The organism is Fibrobacter sp. UWOV1, from assembly GCF_900142495.1.
Classification (GTDB): domain Bacteria; phylum Fibrobacterota; class Fibrobacteria; order Fibrobacterales; family Fibrobacteraceae; genus Fibrobacter.
In genome coordinates this window covers 78,972-102,295 of sequence record NZ_FRBA01000007.1, presented here as the reverse complement: position 1 = coordinate 102,295, position 23,324 = coordinate 78,972, and the positions used below count along the sequence as shown (strand labels likewise).

General features: G+C 52.4%; 16 protein-coding genes. 5 read left to right on the top strand and 11 right to left on the bottom strand.

The window, feature by feature from the left end:
• Positions 1-104: 104 nt before the first annotated feature.
• Positions 105-1,769, bottom strand: a complete 1,665-nt coding sequence (locus BUC02_RS10585) for a diphosphate--fructose-6-phosphate 1-phosphotransferase (protein WP_073322383.1) — start codon at positions 1,767-1,769, stop codon at positions 105-107.
• A gap of 161 nt (positions 1,770-1,930) precedes the next feature.
• Between BUC02_RS10585 and BUC02_RS10580 the strand changes: the two genes are divergently transcribed.
• Positions 1,931-3,502 (top strand): FISUMP domain-containing protein, encoded by a 1,572-nt coding sequence (locus BUC02_RS10580; protein ID WP_073322381.1) that lies wholly within the window; start codon positions 1,931-1,933, stop codon positions 3,500-3,502.
• 115 nt (positions 3,503-3,617) lie between these two features.
• Here BUC02_RS10580 and BUC02_RS10575 read toward each other — a convergent pair whose 3' ends face one another.
• The 4 genes from BUC02_RS10575 to BUC02_RS10560 all read right to left on the bottom strand — a co-directional run bounded on the left by BUC02_RS10575 (position 3,618) and on the right by BUC02_RS10560 (position 9,762).
• Positions 3,618-5,930, bottom strand: coding sequence for a CotH kinase family protein (locus BUC02_RS10575; protein ID WP_254794195.1), 2,313 nt, complete (start codon positions 5,928-5,930; stop codon positions 3,618-3,620).
• A 303-nt stretch (positions 5,931-6,233) separates the two neighbouring features.
• Positions 6,234-6,965 carry an aquaporin Z gene (gene aqpZ / locus BUC02_RS10570; RefSeq protein WP_073322377.1) on the bottom strand — a complete coding sequence of 244 codons (732 nt, stop codon included), beginning with the start codon at positions 6,963-6,965 and terminating at the stop codon, positions 6,234-6,236.
• 100 nt (positions 6,966-7,065) lie between these two features.
• A complete protein-coding gene (gene aspS / locus BUC02_RS10565; protein WP_073322375.1) occupies positions 7,066-8,853 on the bottom strand; it encodes an aspartate--tRNA ligase in 1,788 nt (595 codons plus the stop codon).
• 126 nt (positions 8,854-8,979) lie between these two features.
• Positions 8,980-9,762, bottom strand: coding sequence for an Rpn family recombination-promoting nuclease/putative transposase (locus BUC02_RS10560; protein ID WP_073322373.1), 783 nt, complete (start codon positions 9,760-9,762; stop codon positions 8,980-8,982).
• Between the two features lie 337 nt (positions 9,763-10,099).
• On the opposite strand from BUC02_RS10560, the gene dapF reads away from it, so the two are divergent.
• The 4 genes from dapF to BUC02_RS10540 all read left to right on the top strand — a co-directional run bounded on the left by dapF (position 10,100) and on the right by BUC02_RS10540 (position 15,863).
• The gene (gene dapF, locus BUC02_RS10555) at positions 10,100-10,987 is read left to right on the top strand and encodes a diaminopimelate epimerase (RefSeq protein ID WP_073322371.1); all 888 of its coding nucleotides are present in this window, start codon (positions 10,100-10,102) and stop codon (positions 10,985-10,987) included.
• A 72-nt stretch (positions 10,988-11,059) separates the two neighbouring features.
• The gene (locus BUC02_RS10550) at positions 11,060-12,268 is read left to right on the top strand and encodes an LL-diaminopimelate aminotransferase (protein WP_073322369.1); all 1,209 of its coding nucleotides are present in this window, start codon (positions 11,060-11,062) and stop codon (positions 12,266-12,268) included.
• Positions 12,269-12,369: 101 nt separating this feature from the next.
• Complete coding sequence (locus tag BUC02_RS10545; RefSeq protein ID WP_254794194.1) at positions 12,370-13,890, top strand: sigma 54-interacting transcriptional regulator; 1,521 nt, start codon at positions 12,370-12,372, stop codon at positions 13,888-13,890.
• A gap of 29 nt (positions 13,891-13,919) precedes the next feature.
• Positions 13,920-15,863 carry an NAD(+) synthase gene (locus BUC02_RS10540; RefSeq protein WP_073322365.1) on the top strand — a complete coding sequence of 648 codons (1,944 nt, stop codon included), beginning with the start codon at positions 13,920-13,922 and terminating at the stop codon, positions 15,861-15,863.
• A 38-nt stretch (positions 15,864-15,901) separates the two neighbouring features.
• Here BUC02_RS10540 and BUC02_RS16640 read toward each other — a convergent pair whose 3' ends face one another.
• The 6 genes from BUC02_RS16640 to BUC02_RS10510 form a co-directional block, all read right to left on the bottom strand.
• Positions 15,902-16,030: a hypothetical protein gene (locus BUC02_RS16640; protein ID WP_256375155.1), complete on the bottom strand. Its 129-nt coding sequence runs from the start codon at positions 16,028-16,030 to the stop codon at positions 15,902-15,904.
• Positions 16,031-16,619: 589 nt separating this feature from the next.
• Entirely contained in the window at positions 16,620-19,166 is a 2,547-nt protein-coding gene (locus BUC02_RS10530; protein ID WP_073322361.1) for a DNA gyrase/topoisomerase IV subunit A, read from the bottom strand.
• A gap of 108 nt (positions 19,167-19,274) precedes the next feature.
• Positions 19,275-20,816, bottom strand: a complete 1,542-nt coding sequence (locus BUC02_RS16235; RefSeq protein ID WP_175549840.1) for a hypothetical protein — start codon at positions 20,814-20,816, stop codon at positions 19,275-19,277.
• Between the two features lie 122 nt (positions 20,817-20,938).
• On the bottom strand, positions 20,939-21,535 hold the full coding sequence (locus BUC02_RS10520; protein ID WP_073322357.1) for an ABC-type transport auxiliary lipoprotein family protein: 597 nt from the start codon (positions 21,533-21,535) through the stop codon (positions 20,939-20,941).
• A gap of 59 nt (positions 21,536-21,594) precedes the next feature.
• A complete protein-coding gene (locus BUC02_RS10515; protein ID WP_073322355.1) occupies positions 21,595-22,521 on the bottom strand; it encodes an MlaD family protein in 927 nt (308 codons plus the stop codon).
• Between the two features lie 12 nt (positions 22,522-22,533).
• Entirely contained in the window at positions 22,534-23,319 is a 786-nt protein-coding gene (locus tag BUC02_RS10510) for an ABC transporter ATP-binding protein (protein ID WP_073322353.1), read from the bottom strand.
• Between the last annotated feature and the right edge of the window lie 5 nt (positions 23,320-23,324).

Below are 23,324 nucleotides of genomic sequence, written 5' to 3'. Positions count from 1 at the left end.
CTAAATAGGGGCTGTGCTCTCGTTTAACCTGTACCGACAAAAAATGCAAAAAAAATTCCTGCAACAGATGCTGCAGGAATAAAGATAAAGAATTTGAATTTGTATTACTTCACCTTGAGGGCGCCGCGTTCCAACTTGATCGTGAAGTTCGTGACGTCGCAAACTTCGCTCGGACCCCAGTACTGGATCGGACCCGGGTAGGTGTAGGATTCAGTCTTGGCCCAAACTTCGCGGTTCTTGGCGAAGAACTTGAACGGAGCACCGTCGAGTTCCACGAGAGCCTTTTGGATCACCGGCTTGTCGGCACCGTGACGACGTTCGATGTTCATCATCATGGTGATAGGAATGCCACCGGCAGTCCACTTTTCGATGCCCTTCGTGAGGTCGCGCACAGAGCTCATGTAGCCGTTCATCTTGTTGAAGGCGAGCACAGAAGCGGTGTAACCGAGGCTGTAGCAGTAGTCGGCGTCGAAGTTCGACGGAGCGGCGCAGCGGCCTTCGTAACCGAAGAAGTGGTTGAGGGCAGAGAACTTGCCCTTGAAGGACTTACGGCTCTTGAGTTCCTTCTTCACCATTTCGATGACGAGCTTTTCGGTTTCGATGAGGGAAACCTGCACGTTGCCGTGGCTGTCGCGGTCGAGCATCAGCTGGCCCTGAGTGGTAGAGGGGAGGCTCTTGAGGACTTCGGCAGAAGCCTTGGAAATCCACTTGCAGAGCAGTTCCACCTTGGCGGCGGTGTCGAGGCCTTCAACTTCCTTTTCGTGGTGGGCGAGGGCTTCAGAGAGTTCAGAGATGAGCACGCCGACATCCGGGATGAATTCGAGGAGGCCTTCCGGAATCAGGCAGACGCCGAAGTTCTTGCCGTCAGCAGCACGGGCGGCGACGATGTCTGCGACGTACTTGATGACCTGTTTCAGCTTCATCTTCTTGGCCTTGACTTCTTCGGAAATCAAGCAGATGTTCGGGTGGGTCTGGAGAGCGGCTTCGAGAGCGATGTGAGAAGCGCTACGGCCCATGAGCTTGATGAAGTGCCAGTACTTCTGAGCGGAGTTGGCATCGCGCATGATGTTGCCGATGAGTTCGGAGTAGGTCTTCACGGCGGTGTCGAAACCGAAGGAGGTTTCGATGTATTCGTTCTTGAGGTCGCCGTCGATGGTCTTCGGGCAGCCGCAAACCACGCAGGTAGCGCCGTTGGCCTGGAAGTATTCACCGAGAACAGCAGCGTTGGTGTTGGAGTCGTCACCACCGATAATCACGATAGCGTCGAGCTTCTGGGCCTTGGCAACAGCCATGCACTTCTTGAACTGTTCTTCAGTTTCGAGCTTGGTACGGCCGGACTGGATGATATCGAATCCGCCAGTGTTGCGGTAGGAGTCCATGATCTTTTCGTTGATCACGATGAACTTGCCGTTTTCGAGGCCAGACGGACCGCCGAGGAAGCCGAGGAGCTTGGAATTCTTGCTGATGCTCTTGATACCGTCGAAGATACCCGCGATCACGTTGTGTCCACCAGGAGCCTGGCCGCCGGAGAGCACCACGCCCACGTTGAGAGCCTTACCGGCAGCGGCCTTGGTAGCCTTCTTCATGCCGATGTACGGAGCGCCGTAGGTGTTCGGGAACAGGGCCTTGATCTTGGCCTGGTCACGGACGGACTGGGTGGGCTTGCCCTTCACGAGAGCAACTTTGAGAGCGCCGTCGCGGAGAGCGGCGGGGAGTTTCGGCTGGTAGGCCTTGCGGGCCTTGCCGAGGACGGACAGATTGTCAGCCATTGTATCTTCCTTTTGATTTTTCGACGGCTCGCATGTTGCGACGCACATCGGTTTTCGGGTTAAAAATTACGAGAGTAAATATAGTAAAAGGCGAACTCCACGCCAATACTGAAATTGAAAATCTATATTTGATGTGAATCATAAAACAAGAGGTTAGGACTATGAGAAAAAGCATTCTTGCTTTGATTGCTTCGTCACTATTTTCAATTGCATTTGTGGCTTGTGGTGACAGCGGTGCCGATGCCGGCGATTCCAACAACAGCAACTGGAAAAAGGATAGTTCTTCGGACCCGTCTGTGCTGATCGATGTCCGCGATGGCGAACAGTATCGCACGGTGCGAATCGGTAACCAGCTTTGGATGGCCGAGAACTTGCGCTTTTACGATACTCTCTGGAGTCCTACGCTTCCTGACTATTCCGAAGCCGATGAATACGGCCGCCTTTATACTTATGGCGCGGCGATGGCCGGGCGTGATTATATCGATTCCGGCTACAACGAAGGCATTTGCCCCGTTGGCTGGCATTTGCCCTCTATGGCCGAATTTGACGTTTTGAAAAACTTCGTCTCTGAGTTTTGCCCGTCCGTCGATAGTTGCCTAAGGTCTACGGAGGGTTGGGATTTTGCGGGTAACGACAGGTTCGGTTTTAATGCAAAACATTCCTCTGAAACGAACATAGCCCGTTATTGGACAAGTAATTCGGCTGACGCCGGCATGCGTATCAATACGGACCACGGGTATACTTATAGATCCAACAGCAGCGATGCCGTGATGTATGTCTTGCGGGATTCGTACGGTTACGATACCTTCGGCGCTGATTTTGCGGCCAAGGTGAATCTGTTTTACGTGCGTTGCGTCAAGGGCAGCGAGGTGGACTCTGCGGCCTACATGGATAACTACCTAAAGGGCCGCGAGAATATGATTGAGTACTTGAGCAGTTCTGCCGCCTACCAGGCGTATCTCAGCAGTAGTTCTGCCGCCGAATGGGCGAGAGTGCAGCAAGGTGCAAAGAAATACTTTAATCCTGACTTGAACTATGGGGAATTTGTGGATACCCGCGATGGTCAGACTTATGGTTACCTGCAAATCGGTAACTATACCTGGATGGCCGAAAATATGAAGGTTGACTTAACTGACTTTTTCTCCTACAAATGCATACAGGCTCTTTTGACCTGTCGATATCCTACCCGTGAAGATTCTATTGCGTATTATGAGCATGGCCTTGCTTATTCTGATTCACTTCTGGATCAAGTCTGTCCTTTGGGGTGGCATGTTCCCTCAAAGGCAGAATGGGAAGATTTGTTTTCGGTTGATTCTAATGCCGGTAGTTATTTAGCAACGGATGGAAATTGGCCTGCAGGGGATGGTCTATTCAATAAGAACGAAATTACAAATTCTACGGGTTTTACTGCGATTGCTACGGATGGGTCTCAGACTCGATTTAATGAGACGTATTTTTGGACTAGCACGGATTCGCTTGAAGTGTCAATAAAAATAGATACCGTGTATGTTGACTCTTTGTTGCCGGTTGATTCTGTTGCTTTGGTAGATACCATTCTTACAGATACAAATGTGGTTGAACCGATTCCTGAAAGAAAGTTTATTCTCGATACAACTCGCATCGAAACGAAGCGTCATGTTTATGTTCAGTATGATTGGATGATAAACAACTTTAAGTTTACTACTGAATTGAATCGTAGGTCGCTTTTCGTCCGCTGCGTCAAGGACTACTAATCCCTAGACTTTGTAAGGTTGCTCGGCTCTGTCGTATTGAAGCAAGAGCGTGATATTATAAAAAAGGTGGAAACGTTGTGTTTCCACCTTTTGGTTCATATGAAAAGAGAAATGCTTACTTGAATTGAGCCGTTATGTTCGTATTGCCGCTGATGTCAATCAGGCGCGGGTTGGCGGTGCTGCCATCGGACCATCCGCTAAATACGCTGCCAGCCGAAGGAATGGCTTGGAGCTGCATCTGCATCCCGGTAAAGAACTTGCCTTGGTAATTGCTGCTCGGGAGCTTCATGCCTTCGACAAGAACGGAGCCGTTTCCGCTTGCAGAAATGCTCACGGTTGCTTCGCCCTGGAGGCCGAAGTAGTTACCCAATTCCTGTCTAAAGGTTTGCGTGCGGTTTTGTGCGAATTTTAAGAGGTCGCTACCGCTGGGAGACCAGTTGAATGCCGACTGATTGCGCGGCCAGCGCTGTTCGTCACGTTGCTGTTCGGAACTCGGAATCATGGCGGCCATAGCCTGCACGGTCTTCTGGACCTTTTCGTAAGTCAGGTAGTCGTTCAAGAGAATGCAACCCTGGTTGATGAACAAGCGCTTGAAATCGGGATTGGCCAAAAGTTTTTTGAGCATGTTTCCGATGGTGGTATTTGCGCCGCCCATGCCGAAGCCGCCACCCCAGCCGCCGCCCATGCCGGGCCATTGACCTTGTCCGGGATCTTGTCCGCCCGGTTGCCCATTTCCCTGACCGTTATCCATGGTGGCGCTACCCAGCACCCACTGGAACATGTTGTGGCTTTCGGTATCGAATCCCGTAATGCCAGGAGAGAATCCGTAGCCGTGGTCGACGTCGAAAATCATGAACTTGAACGGGATTCCTTTTTCGGGGCTGCCCCAAGCGCGGATGTTATTGTTCGGCCAGTCGCCGTTATGAATATACATTTCGGCAATCATGTACTGGGCGAAACTGCTCACGTTTAATTTTTGCTTGACTTCTTCGTAAGACGGATTGTTTTCTCCAGCGAAGTTTCCGCTGGTAATCATGTTTGTCAGCTGGCCAAATTCTGCGCTTGAGGCTCCATTGGTGCCGCTGGGCGCCCATCCGTTGACGCAACCCTGGTCGCCGTTGCTGCAGTTCTTGACCACGTTAATGGATTTAGAATCAATGCCATAGTTTGTTTCTACAAAGCTCCTGTTCAGGCGTTCGCGCAAGTCGTGAATGCCAAAATATTCACCGTTGTAGAATACCACCACTTGCAAGCTACGCTGGTAATCTACTTCGGTACCTTCCATAAGGCTTACAAGCATCGGGTCTCCAAAGTAGTCCGTCCAGAAACGGTTACCATTGTTGCGGAGGTTAAAGCTCTTCATCTTCTTTGCTTCGGGGCGAGTCTTGAAGAACGAATACTTGAGCACCTTGTCGCCGTAATCGTCGTTATCCATCTTGATGGCGACACTCTTCTTGGGTTTGTAGCGGCTCCAGTTTCCGATAATCGAAATGCCTGCGTCGATTTCCCAAGTCTTTTCGGTGGTGGAGCTTCCTTTTTCGAAGTATTCCACGTGCACGGGGAGTTCGGTGTCTTTCCAGAAGTTTGCCTGTTGGCAGGGCTCGGTGCATTTCGGGTTGTTGTTGTCCGAAACATTGCCTCCGCCAAAGTTCATGCCGCCGGGCATGCCGCCTCCGTTCAAGTCACCAGTTGCGTAAAGACCCCTGGAAGAGTCGAACATGTCGGTGTGATTCACGGTCAAGGCCACCACAGGCATCGAAACCTTTTCGTTGATAAAGTATGTCTGCGTAGTCGTATCGGCCGCCTGACCGTTCACGAATTCAGAACAGCGGACAACGGTGTTTTGCGTAATCTGCTTGGCCTGAGTGATAGATTCAGAATTCTGGGTGGGGAAGGAACCGTCAAAAGTACACTTGATCTGGCCGCCCTTTTGCGGGGTGGGCGGTTCAATCGTCAAGTTGGAATAGAATCCAGCCTTCGGGAGGAACGTTTCCTTGGCCTTGTGGTTATCATCGTATTCCTTGAGTCCGCTCGAAGAAGAATACGGCATCGTTGCCGATGAAATTTGGATATTCTGGTTCGGATTGTTCGGGTCCGGATTCGGAGTACCGTTCGGATCTGCCGATGCGCTGGAATTAACAGGCTGCGAATTGCTCGACGGATTGTTTTGAACGGGGTCCGGAATCACGACGGGAACGGTCGCTGTGTCGCCCGTATTTGGGTCAATAACTTGGATTGCGGGGACGGTTTCGCCTGTTTCAGGGTTCACGTAAGGAACGGTCGGAATGGTGTCGCCCGTGGAGGGGTCGATGTAATCGCCCGTATTGGGGTCGATATAGGGAGTGGTGTAAGGATCTTCTCCTATAGACGGAGTCGGATCGGTTAGTGCGTTGATGTCTTTAGCATCGTCAGAACAGCCGATTAGCATTGTTCCAGCAATAACTGGAAAAAGAATTAATTTTTTTTGCATAGTAAGCCCCTAGCAATACAGCAATATCTCGCAACACCATAGGCTAAAGTAACAAGATTTATTTCAAAAAGGGGTTTGTTAATGCATTCTTTACAGTTTTTTGTTGTTGTTTGATGTAAATCACAAACGTTTAAAAAATTCACGGGGTGAATTGTTCCGAAAAACGGATTTTTTGAAAAATTTCGTTAATTATGTGTAAAAAATAAATGCCCGGACGGGGTGTCCGGACATTCAAAATCAGCTTAAAAAGAGGCCGAAAAATTACTTCTTGCAGCACTTGCATTCGGCGATGCACTTGTAAGCGATACCGCCGATTACGCCACCGAGAATCGGGGCTACCCAGAAGAGCCAGAGCTGCTTGATGGCAGCACCGCCAACGAACACAGCCATTGCGGTAGAGCGGGCCGGGTTCACAGACGTGTTGGTCACCGGGATAGAGATGAGGTGGATGAGCGTGAGGCAGAGGCCGATCGCGATCGGGGCAAAGCCTGCAGGTGCGCGGCCGTCGGTAGCGCCCATGATCACGAACAGGAAGATGGCCGTGAGCACGGTTTCAATGAGGAATGCGGAGAGCATGCCGGAGGTCTTGCCGCCAAAGGCGTTCAGGCCGTCCTTGAGGGAATCGGACCAGCCGTTGGTAGCGAATGCGCCGATACCTGCGTTGGTGAGGTCGGGGCATGCAATCACGTAGAGAAGCGCTGCTGCGATGATGCCGCCAATCACCTGGGCCACGATGTAGGCCGGAGCTTCCTTAGCGGGGAAGCGGCCGCCGGCAACCTGACCGAGCGTGACAGCCGGGTTCAGGTGGCAGCCCGAAATGTGACCGATGGCGTATGCCATGGTGAGCACCGTAAGGCCAAACGCGAGCGACACGCCCACGTAACCGATACCGGTGGTCGGGACGCCGCATGCGAGCACAGCTGCACCGCAGCCGCCAAACACAAGCCAGAAGGTGCCGATTGCTTCGGCAATAGCGCGAGTAGAAAGTTTCATTTGATTTTCTCCATATTGGGGGTTAAGAGTCGTGCCTTAATTTAGCAAAAAGGCCCCGCGAAAACCCGCGGGGCAAACTTTTGCTATGAATCCAGCGATGTTATTTCGCCGTCTTTGGCATCTGCACGGAAATATGGATGTCCTGCAGCTGCTGGAGGTCCACTTCGCTCGGGCTCTGGTCCATCGGGCTAGAGGCACTCGTGTTCTTCGGGAACGCGATGTAGTCACGGATAGATTCTTCACCTTCCATGGTAGCGACAACGCGGTCCAAGCCGAAGGCGAGACCGCCGTGCGGAGGAGCGCCGTACTTGAAGGCGTCGACGAAGAAGCCGAACTTGGTCTTCACCTGTTCTTCGGAGAGGCCGAGCAGGCGGAACACCTTTTCCTGGACTTCCGGGTTGTGAATACGGATAGAACCACCGCCGATTTCCACACCGTTAAGAACAAGGTCATAAGCTTCAGCGTTGCAATCCTTGAGGTTGCCACTGAGCATCATGTCCAAATGTTCCGGAAGCGGGTTGGTGAACGGGTGGTGCATGGCCATGTAGCGGCCTTCGGTGTCGCTGTATTCGAACATCGGGAATTCAGTAATCCATACAAATTCACGCTTCTTCGGATCGCGGAGACCCTTGATACGGGCAACTTCCAAGCGGAGCTGACCCATAGCGGTTGCAGCAACCTTTTCGGGACCTGCGATGAAGAACATCATGTCGCCGCACTTGGCACCAACAGCGTCGCGGAGTTCATTCAACTGTTCAGTTGTAAAGAACTTGCCGACCTGGGTTTCCACTTCGTCATTTTCCTTGACGCGCATCCACACGAGGCCCTTGGAACCATACTTACCCACGTAAGCGGTAAGTTCATCGATCTGCTTGCGGGTGAAGTCCACGCAGCCCTTGGCAGCGATACCGCGAATCTTGCCACCGGCGGCAACGCAGTTCTTGAACACGCCGAATTCGGACTTGGCGCCGATTTCAGACACGTCGTGGATTTCGAGGTCGAAGCGGAGGTCCGGCTTGTCGCTCCCGTACTTGAGCATGGCTTCGTGCCACTTCATGCGGCGGATGTGACGCGGCGGTTCAAAGTTCCAGACCTTGCCGAGAACTTCGGTCACGAACTTGTCAAACATTTCCATGACTTCGTCCTGGTTCACAAAGGACATTTCCACGTCGATCTGCGTGAATTCCGGCTGACGGTCGGCGCGGAGGTCTTCGTCGCGGAAGCACTTGGCGATCTGGAAGTAGCGGTCCATACCGGCAATCATCAAGAGCTGCTTGTACTGCTGCGGAGACTGCGGAAGGGCGTAGAACTTGCCCGGGTTCACGCGGGACGGCACGAGGTAGTCGCGTGCGCCTTCCGGAGTGGACTTGCAAAGGCACGGAGTTTCAATGTTTTCAAAACCGTTGGCATAGAAGAAGTCGTACACGGCCTTGAGGAAGCGGCTCTTGAGGAGGAGCTTCTTCTGGATCCACGGACGGCGGAGGTCCAGGTAACGGTACTGCAGGCGGAGGTCGTCGTTTTCCTTGCATTCTTCGTTCGGGTCGTTAATGGCGAGCGGAGAGGTGAGGGCGGCGTTCAAGATTTCGAGCTTGTCTGCCTTGACTTCGATTTCACCCGTGGCGAGCTTTTCGTTGGTGTTGCCTTCTTCGCGGGCGTAGACCTTACCAGTCACGTAAATAACGTATTCGTTACGGAGCTGTTCGGCGGTCTTCAACACGTCGGCGTTGTAGTCCGGGTTGAAAACGATCTGGGTCTTGCCATACTTGTCGCGGAGGTCAACGAAAATCACACCACCATGGTCGCGGCGGCGATCCACCCAACCGGCGAGTGTTACGGTCTGGCCAACATCTTCCTTGCGAAGCTGGCCGCAGTTATGTGTACGTTTCATGGTTGTATCCTTGAAGATAATTTTTCGGGGCAAAATATAGCAAAAAAAAATGCCCCGCCGGAATAGCAAAAAGTTCCCGAAAGGGAACTTTAGGGCGTTTGGCGGGAAACGGGGACTTTTGTAAAGCTACAGTATTCCGTGTTCGCGAAGCATTTTCTCGTACTTGTCGGCACGAGCCTTTTCTTCGTCGGCGCGGGCCTTTTCCTTTTCAGCACGAGCCCTTTCTTTTTCAGCAAGGTCTTTCATGTCGTCGATTTCTTCTTGCCATGTCATGTAGCGTATCCTCGTATTGCTGTCGGTTTGGTACCACTTCACCAGCCTGTCGATATCCTCGGTTTCCGGAGAACTTACCTTGTTAGTGGAGAAATACTCCATGTACTCCCTGATGGTCTTCTCGGCGATTTCGCGGTACTTGTTAAAAATATAAAAGTTTTTGAAAGAAAGATCACACATTTCAATTTTTGGGTCTTCGACTTCGAGATTCTTGAACCTGTAAACGGCACGGCCTTTCCCGAAGATGTCTTCGGGGCAGAGAAAAATGATGTAGAGTTCCTTCAAGTTACGGTATTTTTCGCCCCGGCTCAGGGCATCGCAGTCGCGCATGGCCTGATAGAAACGAGCCCGCTTAGGAATCTCCTTGGTGTCTTCCATTTGGAGCTCGATGTCGAAACTCCGTACAAGCTCGCCGTCGGGGCCAGTTTCCTTCACGAAAACGTCGAAGCGGACTCCCTTACTGGCGGGGCTAACGTCGATGGTCTTTTCCGGTTCGGGTTCTCTGAGTTCATGAATCTTGATGCCGAGTACTGCTTCGAGGAAGGGTTTGGCAATTTCCCTGTGACTAAACACCATTGCGAACATGAACTTATTGGTGATGGTAAGCTGTTCAAAGGGGGTATGTTTTGTTTCCATTTTGTTTTTTCAACCGGAACGCGTCGGTTTTCGCGAATAGAGAACCGCCCCTATCTTTATACTAATACGCCACTTTTGAAAATAGTGTCTGATTTTGCCCCTTTTTGATGAATATGTTTTTTTTTGCTGTATCAATTTCGATTCTGCGATTGGCAGAAATTATTTACATAAAATGTAAAGTTAAAGCAGTTGTTTTACATAGTTTGTAATATTTCAAAATTTTGTTTTTCTTGAAAATTGAGCAAAATTGGCGTTTTTAGCGCGATTTAACAATTTTTGTAAAGTTGGCATATTTTTTGCAAATAGGGGCGTGGAAAATTATAAAGAGAACTGAATTATGCCAATTAATTTTTCAAAATGGACCGGGTTGGGCAACGATTTCGTGCTTTATGAACCGGGGCAGACGCCGGAATATGGCGCCGCTTTTACAGAAAGGGTAATTAAGCTTTGCGACCGTCGCTTCGGTATCGGTGCCGATGGTGTGGTGATTGTAACGCCGATGGATAAGGACGGTTGCCTGGTGCTCGGCGATTCGGGCGTCGGTGCTAGCGTGGGGCCTGCTGCGAAATCCGTGCCGAACGGTGTCGATTTCGAAATGCGCATCTTTAATGCCGATGGCTCCGAGGCGGCCATGTGCGGCAATGCCACTCGCTGTGTGGCGAAGTTCATTCGCAGTCGCGGTCTTGCAAAAGACGATAGCACGAAGGTTTTTAATCTGCATACCAAGAGTGGCTTGGTGAAGCCCGCGCTTTTAGATGACGGTCGCGTGTGCGTAGATATGGGACTTCCGAGGAATTTCCTGGGCTCGATCAAGCTCACGGCAGACAGCTTCGACTTTACCGCCGAGACGGTCTCGATGGGGAATCCGCACGCGGTGATTTTCGTGGATGACATCGAAAAGATTCAGCTAGAAAAGTGGGGAAGCATTCTGGAAATTGACAGCCAGTTCCCCGACCGTTGCAACATTGAGTTTGCGCAGGTGATTTCCGCTGCGGGAGCGGCGCCCACCCAAATCCGTATGCGGGTTTGGGAACGGGGTTGCGGTATCACGATGGCCTGCGGCACTGGCAGTTGCGCAACCCTCGTTGCGGCCCAGCGCACGGGCCGCGTGGGCGTCGAAGCCGACATCATCCTCGACGGCGGCGTTCTCCACATCAAGCACGAAGAAGGTGGCCCCGTCCTGATGACCGGCCCCGCACAGGAAGTATTTAGAGGAGTAATTTAAATGTGTAATGTGAAATGACAAATGAATAATCCCACATCCCACATTCCACATCACACATCTAAAAACCAAATTATGAATTCATCTATCCTCAACACAAACTACGACTTGCTGCCTGGCAGCTACCTTTTCTCGACGATCGCCCAGAAAATCAAGGAATATCAGGCGAAAAAGCCCGATGCAGACATCATTCGACTGGGTATTGGCGACGTGACCACGCCCTTGATTCCGGAAGTTATCAAGGCCATGCACAAGGCTGTGGACGAAATGGCCGAAAAGGGAACGTTCCGCGGTTACGGCCCGGAGCAGGGTTACGACTTTTTGCGCGAGGCAATCGTGCGTGGCGAATACACCGCCCGCGGCATCGAAATGGACCCGGATGACATCTTCGTGAGTGATGGTTCCAAGTGCGATGTGGCGAACATCCAGGAACTTTTTACAGAAAATGTAAAGATTGCAATTCCGGATCCGGTTTACCCGGTTTATTTGGACTCCAACGTAATGGCTGGCCGTGCAGGCGTTTTGCAAAGTGACGGACATTTTTCTAAGGTGACCTACCTTGCATCGACTGCCGAAAACAATTTCCAGCCGGATTTGCCCAAGGAACCGGTGCAGCTGATTTACCTTTGCAGTCCGAACAACCCCACGGGTACAGTCCTTAGCCGCGAAACTTTGCAGAAGTTCGTCAACTACGCAAACGAAAACGGAGCATTGATTCTGTTTGACGGCGCCTATAACTGCTACATCCAGGACGAAACCTTGCCGCATTCCATCTTCGAAATTCCGGGTGCGCGCACGTGCGCCATTGAATTCCGCAGCTTCAGCAAGACGGCCGGCTTTACGGGCGTGCGTTGCGCCTACACGGTGATTCCGCACGAACTTTCTAAACTCCGTGCCATGTGGAACCGCAGACAGTGCACCAAGTTCAACGGCGTAAGCTATGTGACCCAGCGTGCCGCCGAGGCAATCTATTCGCCGGTGGGCTGGTTACAGACAAAAGAAGTCATTGCGGGTTACATGCGTACCGCAGGCGTAATCCGCAAGGAACTGACAGCTGCCGGTTACACGGTGTTCGGTGGCGAACATGCCCCGTACATCTGGTGGAAAATCGCAGATGGCGAAAAATCCTTTGATTTCTTTGACCGCCTGCTTGCCACCTGCGAAGTCGTGGGTACTCCGGGTAGCGGCTTTGGCCCCTGCGGCGAAGGATACTTCCGCCTGACCGCCTTCGGTGACTACGAACGCACCTGCGAAGCCCTTAGGAGAATCAGGGAAAAACTCTAAACAATGTGTAATGTGGAATGTGTGATGAATAATTAAACATCTCACATATCTCATTTCACATCTGACATTTCACATCTCACATCATTTACTATCTTATGTCCATGCCCTCTCCAATAGGTTCCGAAATTTCTGTCATCCAGAAGATCAGCGTCGCGATTATTCACGAACGCGATGTGGAAAAGTTGCTGGAAAACGTCCTTGGCATTCTGGAATCCGAACTTGGCATGTTGCGCGGGACCTTTGCGCTCCTGTTCGGTGACACTCTTAAGATTGAAGCTTCCCGCGGGCTCGATGAATCGGAAAAGCAAAAGGGCCTTTACCGTATGGGCGAAGGTATTACGGGCCATGTCGCCGAACGCGGTATTAGCCATGTGATTCCGGACCTGCGCAAGGATTCCCGCTTCTTGAACCGTACGGGTAGCCGCCATTATGACTCCCAGGTGGCTTTTATTTGCGTGCCCCTGATTCACGACGGCCAGGTCATCGGAACGCTCTCGATTGACCGCCCGGTAGACGGCTCTACGGACTTGGACCGCGACGTGGCGCTCCTCGAAATTATTGCAAACATCACCGGCGATGCGGCCAACGAATGCATTGAATTGCACAACGAACACGAAGCCATGCTCGAAGAAAACCGCAAGCTTCGCGATATGCTTTCGAACAACCCCGGCGAACTGGTGGGTAACTGCCGCGAAATGCAGCAGATATACGAACAGGTGCGCCAGGTGGCCCCGAGCGATGCGACGGTCTTGATTCGTGGCGGTAGTGGTACGGGTAAAGAGATGATCGCCCGTGCAATTGTAAATTTGTCTGCAAGAAAGGATAAGCCCTTCATTACGCTCAACTGCGCAGCCCTCCCCGAGAACCTTGTAGAAAGCGAACTTTTCGGTCACGAGAAGGGTGCATTTACGGGTGCGGTGAATCGCCGTATCGGTCGTGCCGAAGCTGCCGACGGGGGAACGCTCTTCCTCGATGAAATTGGCGACCTGACGATGCAAACTCAGGTGAAACTGTTGCGCTTCCTGCAGGAACGCACCTTTAGCCGTGTGGGCAGCAACGAAGAACTTCATTCCGATGTGCGATTCCTGGCGGCAACCAGCCGTAACTTGGAAGAACTGATTGCGCAGGGCAAGTTCCGCGAAGACTTGTTTTACCGCCTGAACATTTTCCCGATTACCATGCCCGACTTGGCAAAGCGTAAGTCCGACATCATCTTGCTCGCGGAACATTTCATCGAAAAGATGAACCTTCGCTACAACAAGAAGATTGTTCGCCTTTCGACGACGGCCATCAACTTGCTCATGAGTTACCACTGGCCGGGCAACGTGCGTGAACTGGAAAACTGCATGGAACGCGCGGTGCTTACCGCAAGCGACGACTGCATTCACAGCTACAACTTGCCGCCTTCGCTGCAGACGAGCCTTAGCGTAGGGCCTACAGGTGCTGTGACGGCCAAGACTGCTCCGCTCGAAGTGATGATGAACAATTACGAACGCGAAATCGTCACCGAGGCCATCAAGCGCAACAACGGCAACCTTTCTGCCGCGGGCCGCGACTTGGGCGTGTCTCCGCGCATGATGAATTACCGCATGAACAAGCTTGGAATCAAGTCCGGCCGTTGACAGGGGCCAAACTAATCTATATTTAGGTTATGTTTGGATTTTACCGATTCGCATCTGTTTGCCCGACGCTGAAAGTCGCCGATACCGCCTACAATACAGCCGAAATTATCCGCTGTGCCACCGAGGCTATTGACGGGGGTGCCGCCTTCGTCGTGTTCCCGGAGCTTTGCATTACGGGCTATACCTGCAGCGACTTGTTCCATCAGGAACTGTTGCTCAAGAAAAGCGTGGAATCGCTTTCGAAGATTGCAGAGGCGTTTGCAGATAGCGATGCGGTGATTGCGGTGGGGCTTCCGCTTAGAATGTTTGGTTGCCTTTACAACTGCGCCGCCTTCTTGCAACGTGGCAAGCTTGTGGCGGTGACGCCCAAGATTCATTTGCCGAACCAGCGTGAATTTTATGAAAAGCGCCATTTCTCGAGCGGCCGCGACTTATTGCGCGCTCCGACGACGTGCCCTGTCGAGGGCTTTGGCGATGTGCCGGTGACGAACTTCTTTACGGTTGCCGGGAAGTCTGGCGCAGAAGTTCGCGTGGGCGTGGAACTTTGCGAAGACTTGTGGACCGCGGTGCCGCCGAGTGGCGAGCTTGCATTGGCCGGTGCGAACGTGATTGTGAACCTGTCGGCAAGCGATGCCTTGGTGGGCAAACGCGATTACCGCCGTAACTTGGTGATGAACCAGTCCGCTCGCTGCATGGCGGCCTACGTTTATTCGTCGGCGGGCGTGCATGAATCGACGACGGACATGGTCTTTAGCGGGCACTTGATGATTGCCGAGAACGGCAGCATGATTGCCGAAAGCAAGCCGTTTAGCCGCGAATCTGAAATTATTTACGCAGACGTGGATGTGGAACGCCTGAACATGCAGCGCTTGAGCGAAGGATCGTTCCAGGATTTCGACAGCCGTAGCTTTTATGCGCGCGCGGCGAGTTTCGCTTGTCTGCGTTCGATTGATAGCCTTAAGTACCGCTTTGTGGCGCCGATGCCGTTTGTGCCGGGCAACATCGAAACTCGCGACAAGTCCTGCACCGAGATTTTCAATATCCAATGCGCAGGACTTGCGAAGCGACTCGAAGCGTCGCATTCTGCGCGCGCGGTGATTGGCCTTTCGGGCGGCTTGGATTCTACGCTTGCCTTGCTCGTTGTGGCCGAAACATTCAAGCTCCTGAAGCGCCCTGCTTCTGAAATCCTGGTGCTTACGATGCCCGGATTCGGTACGACCAAGCGTACCAAGAGCAATGCGGTGACGCTTGCAGAGCTTTTGGGCACGGAACTGCGCACGGTCGATATCCAGAAGGCTTGCCTGCAGCATTTTGCCGACATCGGTCACGATCCCAAGAATCTGAGCGTGACTTACGAGAATGTTCAGGCCCGCGAGCGCACGCAGATTCTGATGGACATTGCCAACAGCGTAGGCGGAATCGTCATCGGTACGGGCGACCTTTCTGAAATCGCGCTCGGCTGGAGCACCTACAACGCTGACCACATGTCCATGTATGCGGTGAACTGCGATATTCCGAAGACGCTCGTGCGCCATGTGGTGGGCTGGTATGCGGACCATGCCGAAAGCTTTACCGTCGACAAGGCGAAGGCCTCGGAACTTGCAAGCGTCCTTCGCGATATTTTAGACACGCCGGTGTCGCCGGAACTTTTGCCTGCCGATTCTAACGGCCAGATTGCGCAGAAGACCGAAAGCATCTTGGGTGCCTACGAAATCCACGACTTCTATTTGTATCACTTCGCAAAGTACGGCGCCGCTCCGCAAAAGCTCCTGTTCCTCGCGAAGTATGCCTTTGCCGGCAAGTTCAGCGACGAAGAATTGGAAAAGGCCTTAGCCGTATTCGTGCGCAGGTTCTTTACGCAACAGTTCAAGCGCAGCTGCATTCCTGATGGCCCGAAAGTCGGTACAATCTCCTTGTCGCCACGCGCCGACTGGCGTATGCCCAGCGATTCAAGCTTCAGTGACTGGATGTAATTGAACTACGTCATTGCGACCCTGTAGGGGGAAGCAATCTATTGCTTGTTAGGCTTCTTGGCGATAAGCTCGTCGAACGTTTTTTCGCGTTCTTCGGGCTTCTTTAGACCTAAAGCTTCGTCAAAAATATCGGATGAATCACGATAATCTACGGGTTCTTCGTTCAAATAATTGTCTACAAAAAATGAATTACCCCTACTGGGAATAAATCCGAAAACTAAACATGTTATTCCGGTGATGACGGCCCAAAAGATAAATAGGATGATCATTAGAAAAAAATCGGCTCCTATACATAAAAAGAATAATGTCATTACAAGGTAAAAACCTGTAAAGACTAACCATGTATATAGCCTACCTTTCATCTTATCAGTCATGCTATAAATATAAACTAATGAAAAAAGAAATGCTGATGCTGAAACGAGTTCAGCATGACAGTAGGCGAGGAATGGAGGTGCCGGAACGAGTCCGGCAAGACAAGTAAGAAGATAATCGCTTAGCAAGCGATAATAAAGCGTCGGCCAAGGATGGGGTGGGTGCAGGGAGGGGCCCGTGCGGCCCTCGCAAAAGTGTGCAAGTGAGTGTCGCACAGGCAAGTTTACTTGCCTGTATGACTGAACGTAGCCACGGACGCATAGCGTCCACTCCGAGCTGGGGCCCCTCCCGCATTATCAAGGGGTTTTAGGGGTGTACCCCTAGGCGAGAGGGTAGCGGATGCCGCGGGCGGCAGGAGCGAGGGGGATTCTTCCCCCTTTTTACTTAGTCAAACAATTCTGGGTCGGATTCGTCGGAGCCTTCGTCTTCGCTAGAGCCGTCGTCGAAACTGTCGGGCGGGGAGATTCGGGTAGCGCGCTTCACCTTCTTGGCGGTGAACTTGCTACCGAGCGCCTTGTAACCCTTGACTTCGGCGACTTCGGTCAGGTCCAGTTCTTCCTTCTGGACTTCGCGGCCTACCTGGTATTCCATGAGTTCGCGGGCGTCTTCTGTCGCGAAGAATTCAATCATCTGCGTATCCTTGTGATCGGACACGAGGCTGAATTCCGTGGTCATGGGGCAGCCTTCCAAGTTGAAGCGTTTCACCATGTAGTTGAAGTTACCGCCTTCGAAGTAGAGAACCGTAAAGACCTGTTCCGGGTCGAACTTATGGATGTATTTGACGCCGGTACCCACGAGAATCGGGTCGGCCATGTCGTGCACGCGGGCGGTACCGTTTTCCTTGACAATCAGGATCTTGTCCTTTTCGCCGAATTCGCCGATGCGGTCGCCCTTCTTCTGGGTGCTGATGATGCCGGCGAGGGCGTCAAAGTAGAGAACGCGGGCGCCCAAGGTGCTTACACCCTTGCGGACGCGCTTGATGCTCTTGACCGGGTACTTGGTCACAATGTTACCCATGGCGCCGCGGCCCTTCACGTCGATGGAGCTGAAATCCACCTCGAAGTTGAGCTTGGTGCGCGGACGCGGCTTGAGCGTGACTTCCACGACTTCGGCTTCGCCGTTCAGGTTGCTGGACATGTACAAAATCTTGCTGCCGGGCTTGCCCTTACCCATAAAGTAATCCTTGTCGCGGGTGACGCCACCCACGTTGAATCGCTTGATGTAGTAGGCCCCGTCCTTGCCGTCCTGGTGAATCACGTTATAAATGTGGCGGTCGTCGTCCTTCTTGAACTTTTCAACGAGCAAGATGTTCTTGCCCACAAAGTCCTTGTCGCTGACCTTGACGACCTTGAAGCTGCCATCGGCCTTGAACACGATCAAGTCGTCATATTCGGACACGTCGAAGAGGTATTCTTCCTTCTTCATGCCGGTGCCGAGGAAGCCTTCCTTGCGGTTTACGTAAAGCTTCTGGTTGGCGAGAGCCACATGCACGGCTTCGACCTTGCCGAATTCCGCAATCTGCGTGCGGCGTTCCTTGCCTTCGCCGTACTTTTTCAAGATATTCTTGAAGTGCTCGATGGTGTATTCGGTAATGTGTTCCTGGTTGTACTTGCAGGTGGCGATGCTTTCTTCCAGTTCCTTCAAAAGCTGGTCGGCCTTTTCGCGGTCGTAATGGCTGATGCGGCGGATCGGAATTTCGATGAGCTTGCCGATTTCTTCGTCAGTGACTTCTTTGCGGTGTAGGCGCTTGAGGTAAGGAGTGAGTCCTTCGCGCACGAGGCTGATAATCTGTTCGCGGTCCTTTGCCTTCTTGATGACCTCGTAGACTTCCTTTTCGATGAATATCTTTTCGAGGGTGGTCATGTGCCACTTGTCTTCAAGGTGCTTGAGTTCGTTGACGAGTTCCCATTCCAAAAGCTTGACCGTGTGCTCCGTGTTCATGCGGAGAATATCGGAGACGCCGAGGAATTTCGGGTGCTTGTCGACGATCACGCAGGTGCAGGGCGAAATGGATTTTTCGCAGTCGGTAAAGGTGTAGAGGGCGTCGATGGCGACCTGCGGGTCGGTGCCCGGCTGCAGGTGCACGAGGATTTCGACTTCTTTACTGGTGTTGTCGTCCACGTGCTTGATCTTGATTTTACCCTTGTCGTTTGCCTTCACGATGCTTTCGATCAGGCTTACGGTGGTGGTGCCGTAGGGGATTTCGCGGATGGCGAGCGTCTTGTTGTCGACCTTTTCAATCTTCGCGCGCACGCGGACCTTGCCACCGCGCTGGCCGTCGTTGTAGTCGCTCACATCGATGATGCCGCCCGTGAAGAAATCCGGGTACAGCGTAAACTTCTTGCCCTTCAGAATCGCGATGCTTGCTTCGCAGAGTTCGCGGAAGTTGTGGGGGAGGATCGAGGTGGAAAGACCTACGGCAATGCCGTCCACACCTTGTGCCAGGAGCAGCGGGAACTTGACCGGGAGTGTCACCGGTTCCTGGCTGCGGCCGTCGTAGCTCGGAATCCATTCGGTGGTTTCGGGGTTGAACACGACGTCGATTGCGAACGGCGTGAGGCGGCCTTCAATATAACGCGGTGCTGCGGCGCGGTCGCCCGTGAAGGGGTTACCCCAGTTACCCTGGGTGTCAATCAGCAAATTCTTTTGACCGAGGCCCACGAGAGCATCGCCAATGGAGGCGTCGCCGTGCGGGTGGTAGGCCATGGTTCGACCGACGATGGTGGCCACCTTCTGGTAGCGGCCGTCGTGGTTTTCGAAAAGGGAATGCAGAATGCGGCGCTGCACCGGCTTAAGTCCGTCCTCGTAGTACGGAACGGCGCGGTCCAAAATCACGTAGCTCGCGTAGTCCAGGAACCACCCGTCGTAGAGTTTTTCAAGGTGGTTCACGTTCGAAAGTCCAAGGGTCGAATCTTTAATTTCTTCGCTCATATTCAAAAAATGCGTTTAAAGGCTTAAATTTCAACGTACGGACACAATATAAAAAAAAGTAGTGTCAAAAAAATGACACTACTGCACAAAGGGGCAAAAGAACGCCTGTTAGAAGCTGAAGATGGCTTCGACACCGAACTTGAGGTTCACGTCTTCGCCGTAGTCAATCGTAGAAACGGCTGCCTGATGGCCGTCCTTTTCCCAGTCGTCACCCATGGGGAGAATCGCCATGAGGAAGCCGGTAACGTCAAGACCGTCAACCGGGGTGAAGTAAGAACGCAAACCGAAGTTCAAAGAACCGAGGTCGGTATCGTCATCAAGAGAGTTCGAGTGCAGTTCGCCAACGGCACCGAGGGCGAATGCGTCGTTGAACTTGATGATGCCTTCGCCGTAGGCAAACATGTATTCCGGAATTTCAGTGTCATGAATCGTTGCCTTTTCCAGATTGTCGTCCAGCAGGGCATAGAAGAAACCGCCCTTGACAGTTACGTTGGCAACCTTGAAGGTGGGTTCTGCCAAGAAGGCGTGAGTGAATTTCGGATTGGACTTGGTAATGTTGTCTTTATGCAACCCGTAGACGGCGTGAATAGCGAAGGGACCGAATTCGAGGGCGGCGTCCAAACCGGCGTGGAATTCGCTTTCGTCTTCAATCTGCCAGTTCTGGTAATGAACGAACGGGCGGAGTGCCTGGCCGGCCAGGTCAAACTGGTACGCGGCGTGCACGTCGTAGCTCTTGCAGGCCTTATCTGCTGGAATCGGGTTGCCGTTTGCATCGTAGTACTGGTTGCTGCAGGTGTAGTCAGCGCCGCTTCGGGTAAGGCCAAAGGCGAGCTGCAGGCCGTAGAGATCGAGTTCGATACCACGGACATCGTGTTCCTTCATTCCGACGGCGTAGTCAGCAGGATCATTATAGTCGTAGTAGTCGAATGCGCCTTCGGAATAGGTCATGTCGCCAAACTTGATGGCTAAGTTTTCGTTCCTCTGGTATTGAACGAAAGCGCCGTTATAGTGAACTGCCGGCGAGGTCCCTTCGCCATCGGCTTCGATTTCAACCTGAGCTGACCACTTGTCGTTAAACTTTACCTGGAAATCGACGTCGACAGTAGACCAGAAATCATGATAGAAGTCTCGTTCGTTGTCATTTCGCCAGTTGACGTAGGTGTCAAATTCTGCCTGGCCGGAAACCTTGAATTCCATGGCCTTCTTGCCTTCGGGGGCGGGGTCAGCCTTGGTGATGTTCAGACGTTCTATGAAAGAGGCGCCTTCCTTAGCATCTTCTTTCTTTTCTTCGGCTTTGGGCTCTTCAGCCTTGGCAACTTCTTCTTTCTTTTCTTCAATTTTAGGTTCTTCTGCCTTGGCGGCTTCATCCTTTTTCGGTTCTTCAGCAACCTTGGCTTCTTCGGCCTTCGGGGCTACTGCTGCGGTGTCGGCAGCCGGAGCTGCGGCTTGTTGAGTAGCGGGCTGGGCTGTTTCAGCCTTCGGGGCTTCGGCAGCGGGTTGTGCTGCAGGAGCGGCGGCCGGTTGTGCGGCAGGCTGGGTAGCGGGTGCTGCAGCCGGGGTGGCGGCAGGGGCAGCAGCCGGGGCGGCTTGAGCAAAAGCGCTTGCGGCGGCGAGGCCGAGCACGATTGCAGAAAGTTTCATGGTTTTCATTAGGTGCTCCTTATGGATGTTAATCTTAACGAAATTTAACAATGTAAACGGATTTTGACGAAACGAACGAAAAAAAAGTGCCTTTGGGGAGGTACTTTTCTGGATGTTGCGCAGATTTATTACTAGTTCTGGGATGAAATTTCGCTGAGAGCCTCTTCCATGTACTTGCCAAAGAGCTTGGAAATGGTTTCGGCCGTGGTTCTCGGTTCGCGGTTGTCCATGCTTAGCTTTTCGTCAAAACTTTTTTCCCAGATGGCTTGGTCGCTTTCGGTTTTGCGGAAGGTCAGCTGCATTGCGAGACGTGCATACTGCGAAGAACCTTCATCAACTTCTTCGATAGCGACGATGTTTCCCAAGAATTCAAAATCGGGCTTGCCAGTCGGTTTGGTTTCTACAGTCTTGAAAAGTCCGCTCTTGGCGATGTATTCGCTTGCTACTTGGGCCATCATGTGTTCTGGGCGGCTGGCCCACAGGTCCAGGTCGTAGAACATGAAGTCGTAGGCGGATTCGCGGTAGACGATGTTTGCTCGCTGGTAGGCGGGCTCAATGGTAAACTTGCGCACTTGCAGGCGTTTGTCGGCGTATGCGCTAGATGTGGGGGCCTGGATGTTTTCGACCGCAATCGTATAATACTTTGTCGGTTCGCTGGAACCGCCGCCCAGGCAGGCGGTGAGCGAGAGTGCCAATAAGGTCGCGATTGCAATAAGTGTTTTTTTCATATTAAACTCGTTTAAGTAGAAAAGGGGATCCCCCGCCTTCGCAGGGATGACATAAGGGCTTATTTCCTCCGGCTCTTGTTCTCCGAATGAATCAGTACCGACGGGTTGTTCTTGATTTTCTGCGTAAATTCTTCGAGGTTCTCTAGCACAGCGTTGAGTTCCACGACGGCGTCGCCGACCTGGTCCTGGTTCTTGTACACCACCTGGTCAAGCCGCTGCGTGAGCTGCCTGATAGATTCCATCGCTTGCGTCAGGTTCTCGTTCATCGCCTTGGTATCGATGGCTTCGAGCTTTTCCTTGACCAGGTCCATGTTTTCGCTGGTCTTTGCCGCGATTTTAGCATCTTCGATTTCAGTAAGGACGTTCTTCATCGAGTTCGCCGCATTCGAGATGTTGTTGATGGGCGCGTTCAGGTTCTGCGTCAGCCGGTTCAGGTTTTGCGTAGCACTTTCGAAATTCTTGAGCGAATTGCTGATGCTTTGCGTATTTTCTTCGGAGAAGAGGCTGTTGATGTTGGTCATCAGCGAGTCGACATGAGCGATGATATCGGTCGTCTTGTTGGCGATCGCATCGAATGCCGTCTTTTCGGCAGGGACATAACCACCTTCGGCGACGTCGGGTTCGTCAAAGCGGCCTCCCGAAAGCACAATTTGCTTTTCGCCGGTGAGTGAAATTCCGTGCGTCATGCCCGCGCGGGTGCCTAGCTTGATGGGCGTACCCTTGTTCACGCGGAAACGGACGACCACCTGGTTCAGGTTCGAAGAATCAATCGCAATTTCGGTCACGTTACCGACGTCGATACCGTTCAGCTTGACCTGCGCATCCTTGTAAAGGCCGATGACAGATTCGTTGAATACAGTATAATAGTTGTCGAATTCCTTGTTCAAGAATCGCGAAAGTACATAGCCCAGGAACACGCAAATCATGATTCCGCAGAGGAGCATGAAGGCGCCAATCTTGATTCTTTCGGCACGTGTGGTTTCCATGGTTACTCCAAATCAGTCGATAAAGTTAAAATGGTAATATTCATTGTGGTCCTCTTCCTTGGGACATTGCCTGTTGAAGAAATGCCGCAGGATGGGGTCGTCGCTGTCGAGCCCTTGCTGCAAGGTGCCGTCCATGAGCACATAGCCGTCTTTCAGGTAAATAAAGCGGTCGCAGACGATCTTGATGCTCTCGAGTTCGTGGCTCACGATGACCATCGAGACCCCGAGCGTGTCGCGCAGCTCCAGCAGCAGTTCATCGAGGGAGCGTGCGGTCACCGGATCGAGGCCGGTCGAGGGCTCATCGCAAAAGAGCAGCTCTGGCTTTAGCGCGATGGCGCGGGCAAGGGCCGCGCGGCGTTTCATGCCGCCCGAAAGTTCGGAAGGATACTTGTGGAAGGCGTGCAGCAGGTGCACTTTTTCAAGGCGGTCGGCCACAATCGCTTCCATCTGTTTTTTGGGCATGTAGGGCATGCTGCGGATGAGCGGAAGCATGGCGTTTTCGGCCACGGTCAAATCCGAAAGGAGCGCTCCGTTCTGGAACAACACGCCCGTACGCAGGCGAGTCTCGAAATCGAGCCCTTCCTTGGCTCCGAACGTCTTGCCGAAATAGGTGATGGTTCCGCTTTCGGACTTGTAGAGCTTGAGGATGTTGTTCATGAGCGTCGACTTGCCACATCCGGAACTTCCGAGAATCATGCGGATTTCGCCCTTCTTGACATCGAACGAAATATCGTTCAAAACGGTCTTTCCGTCGTAACCGGCTTTCAGGTGATCTACTTTGAGTGTAATGTCGTCCATTGTTG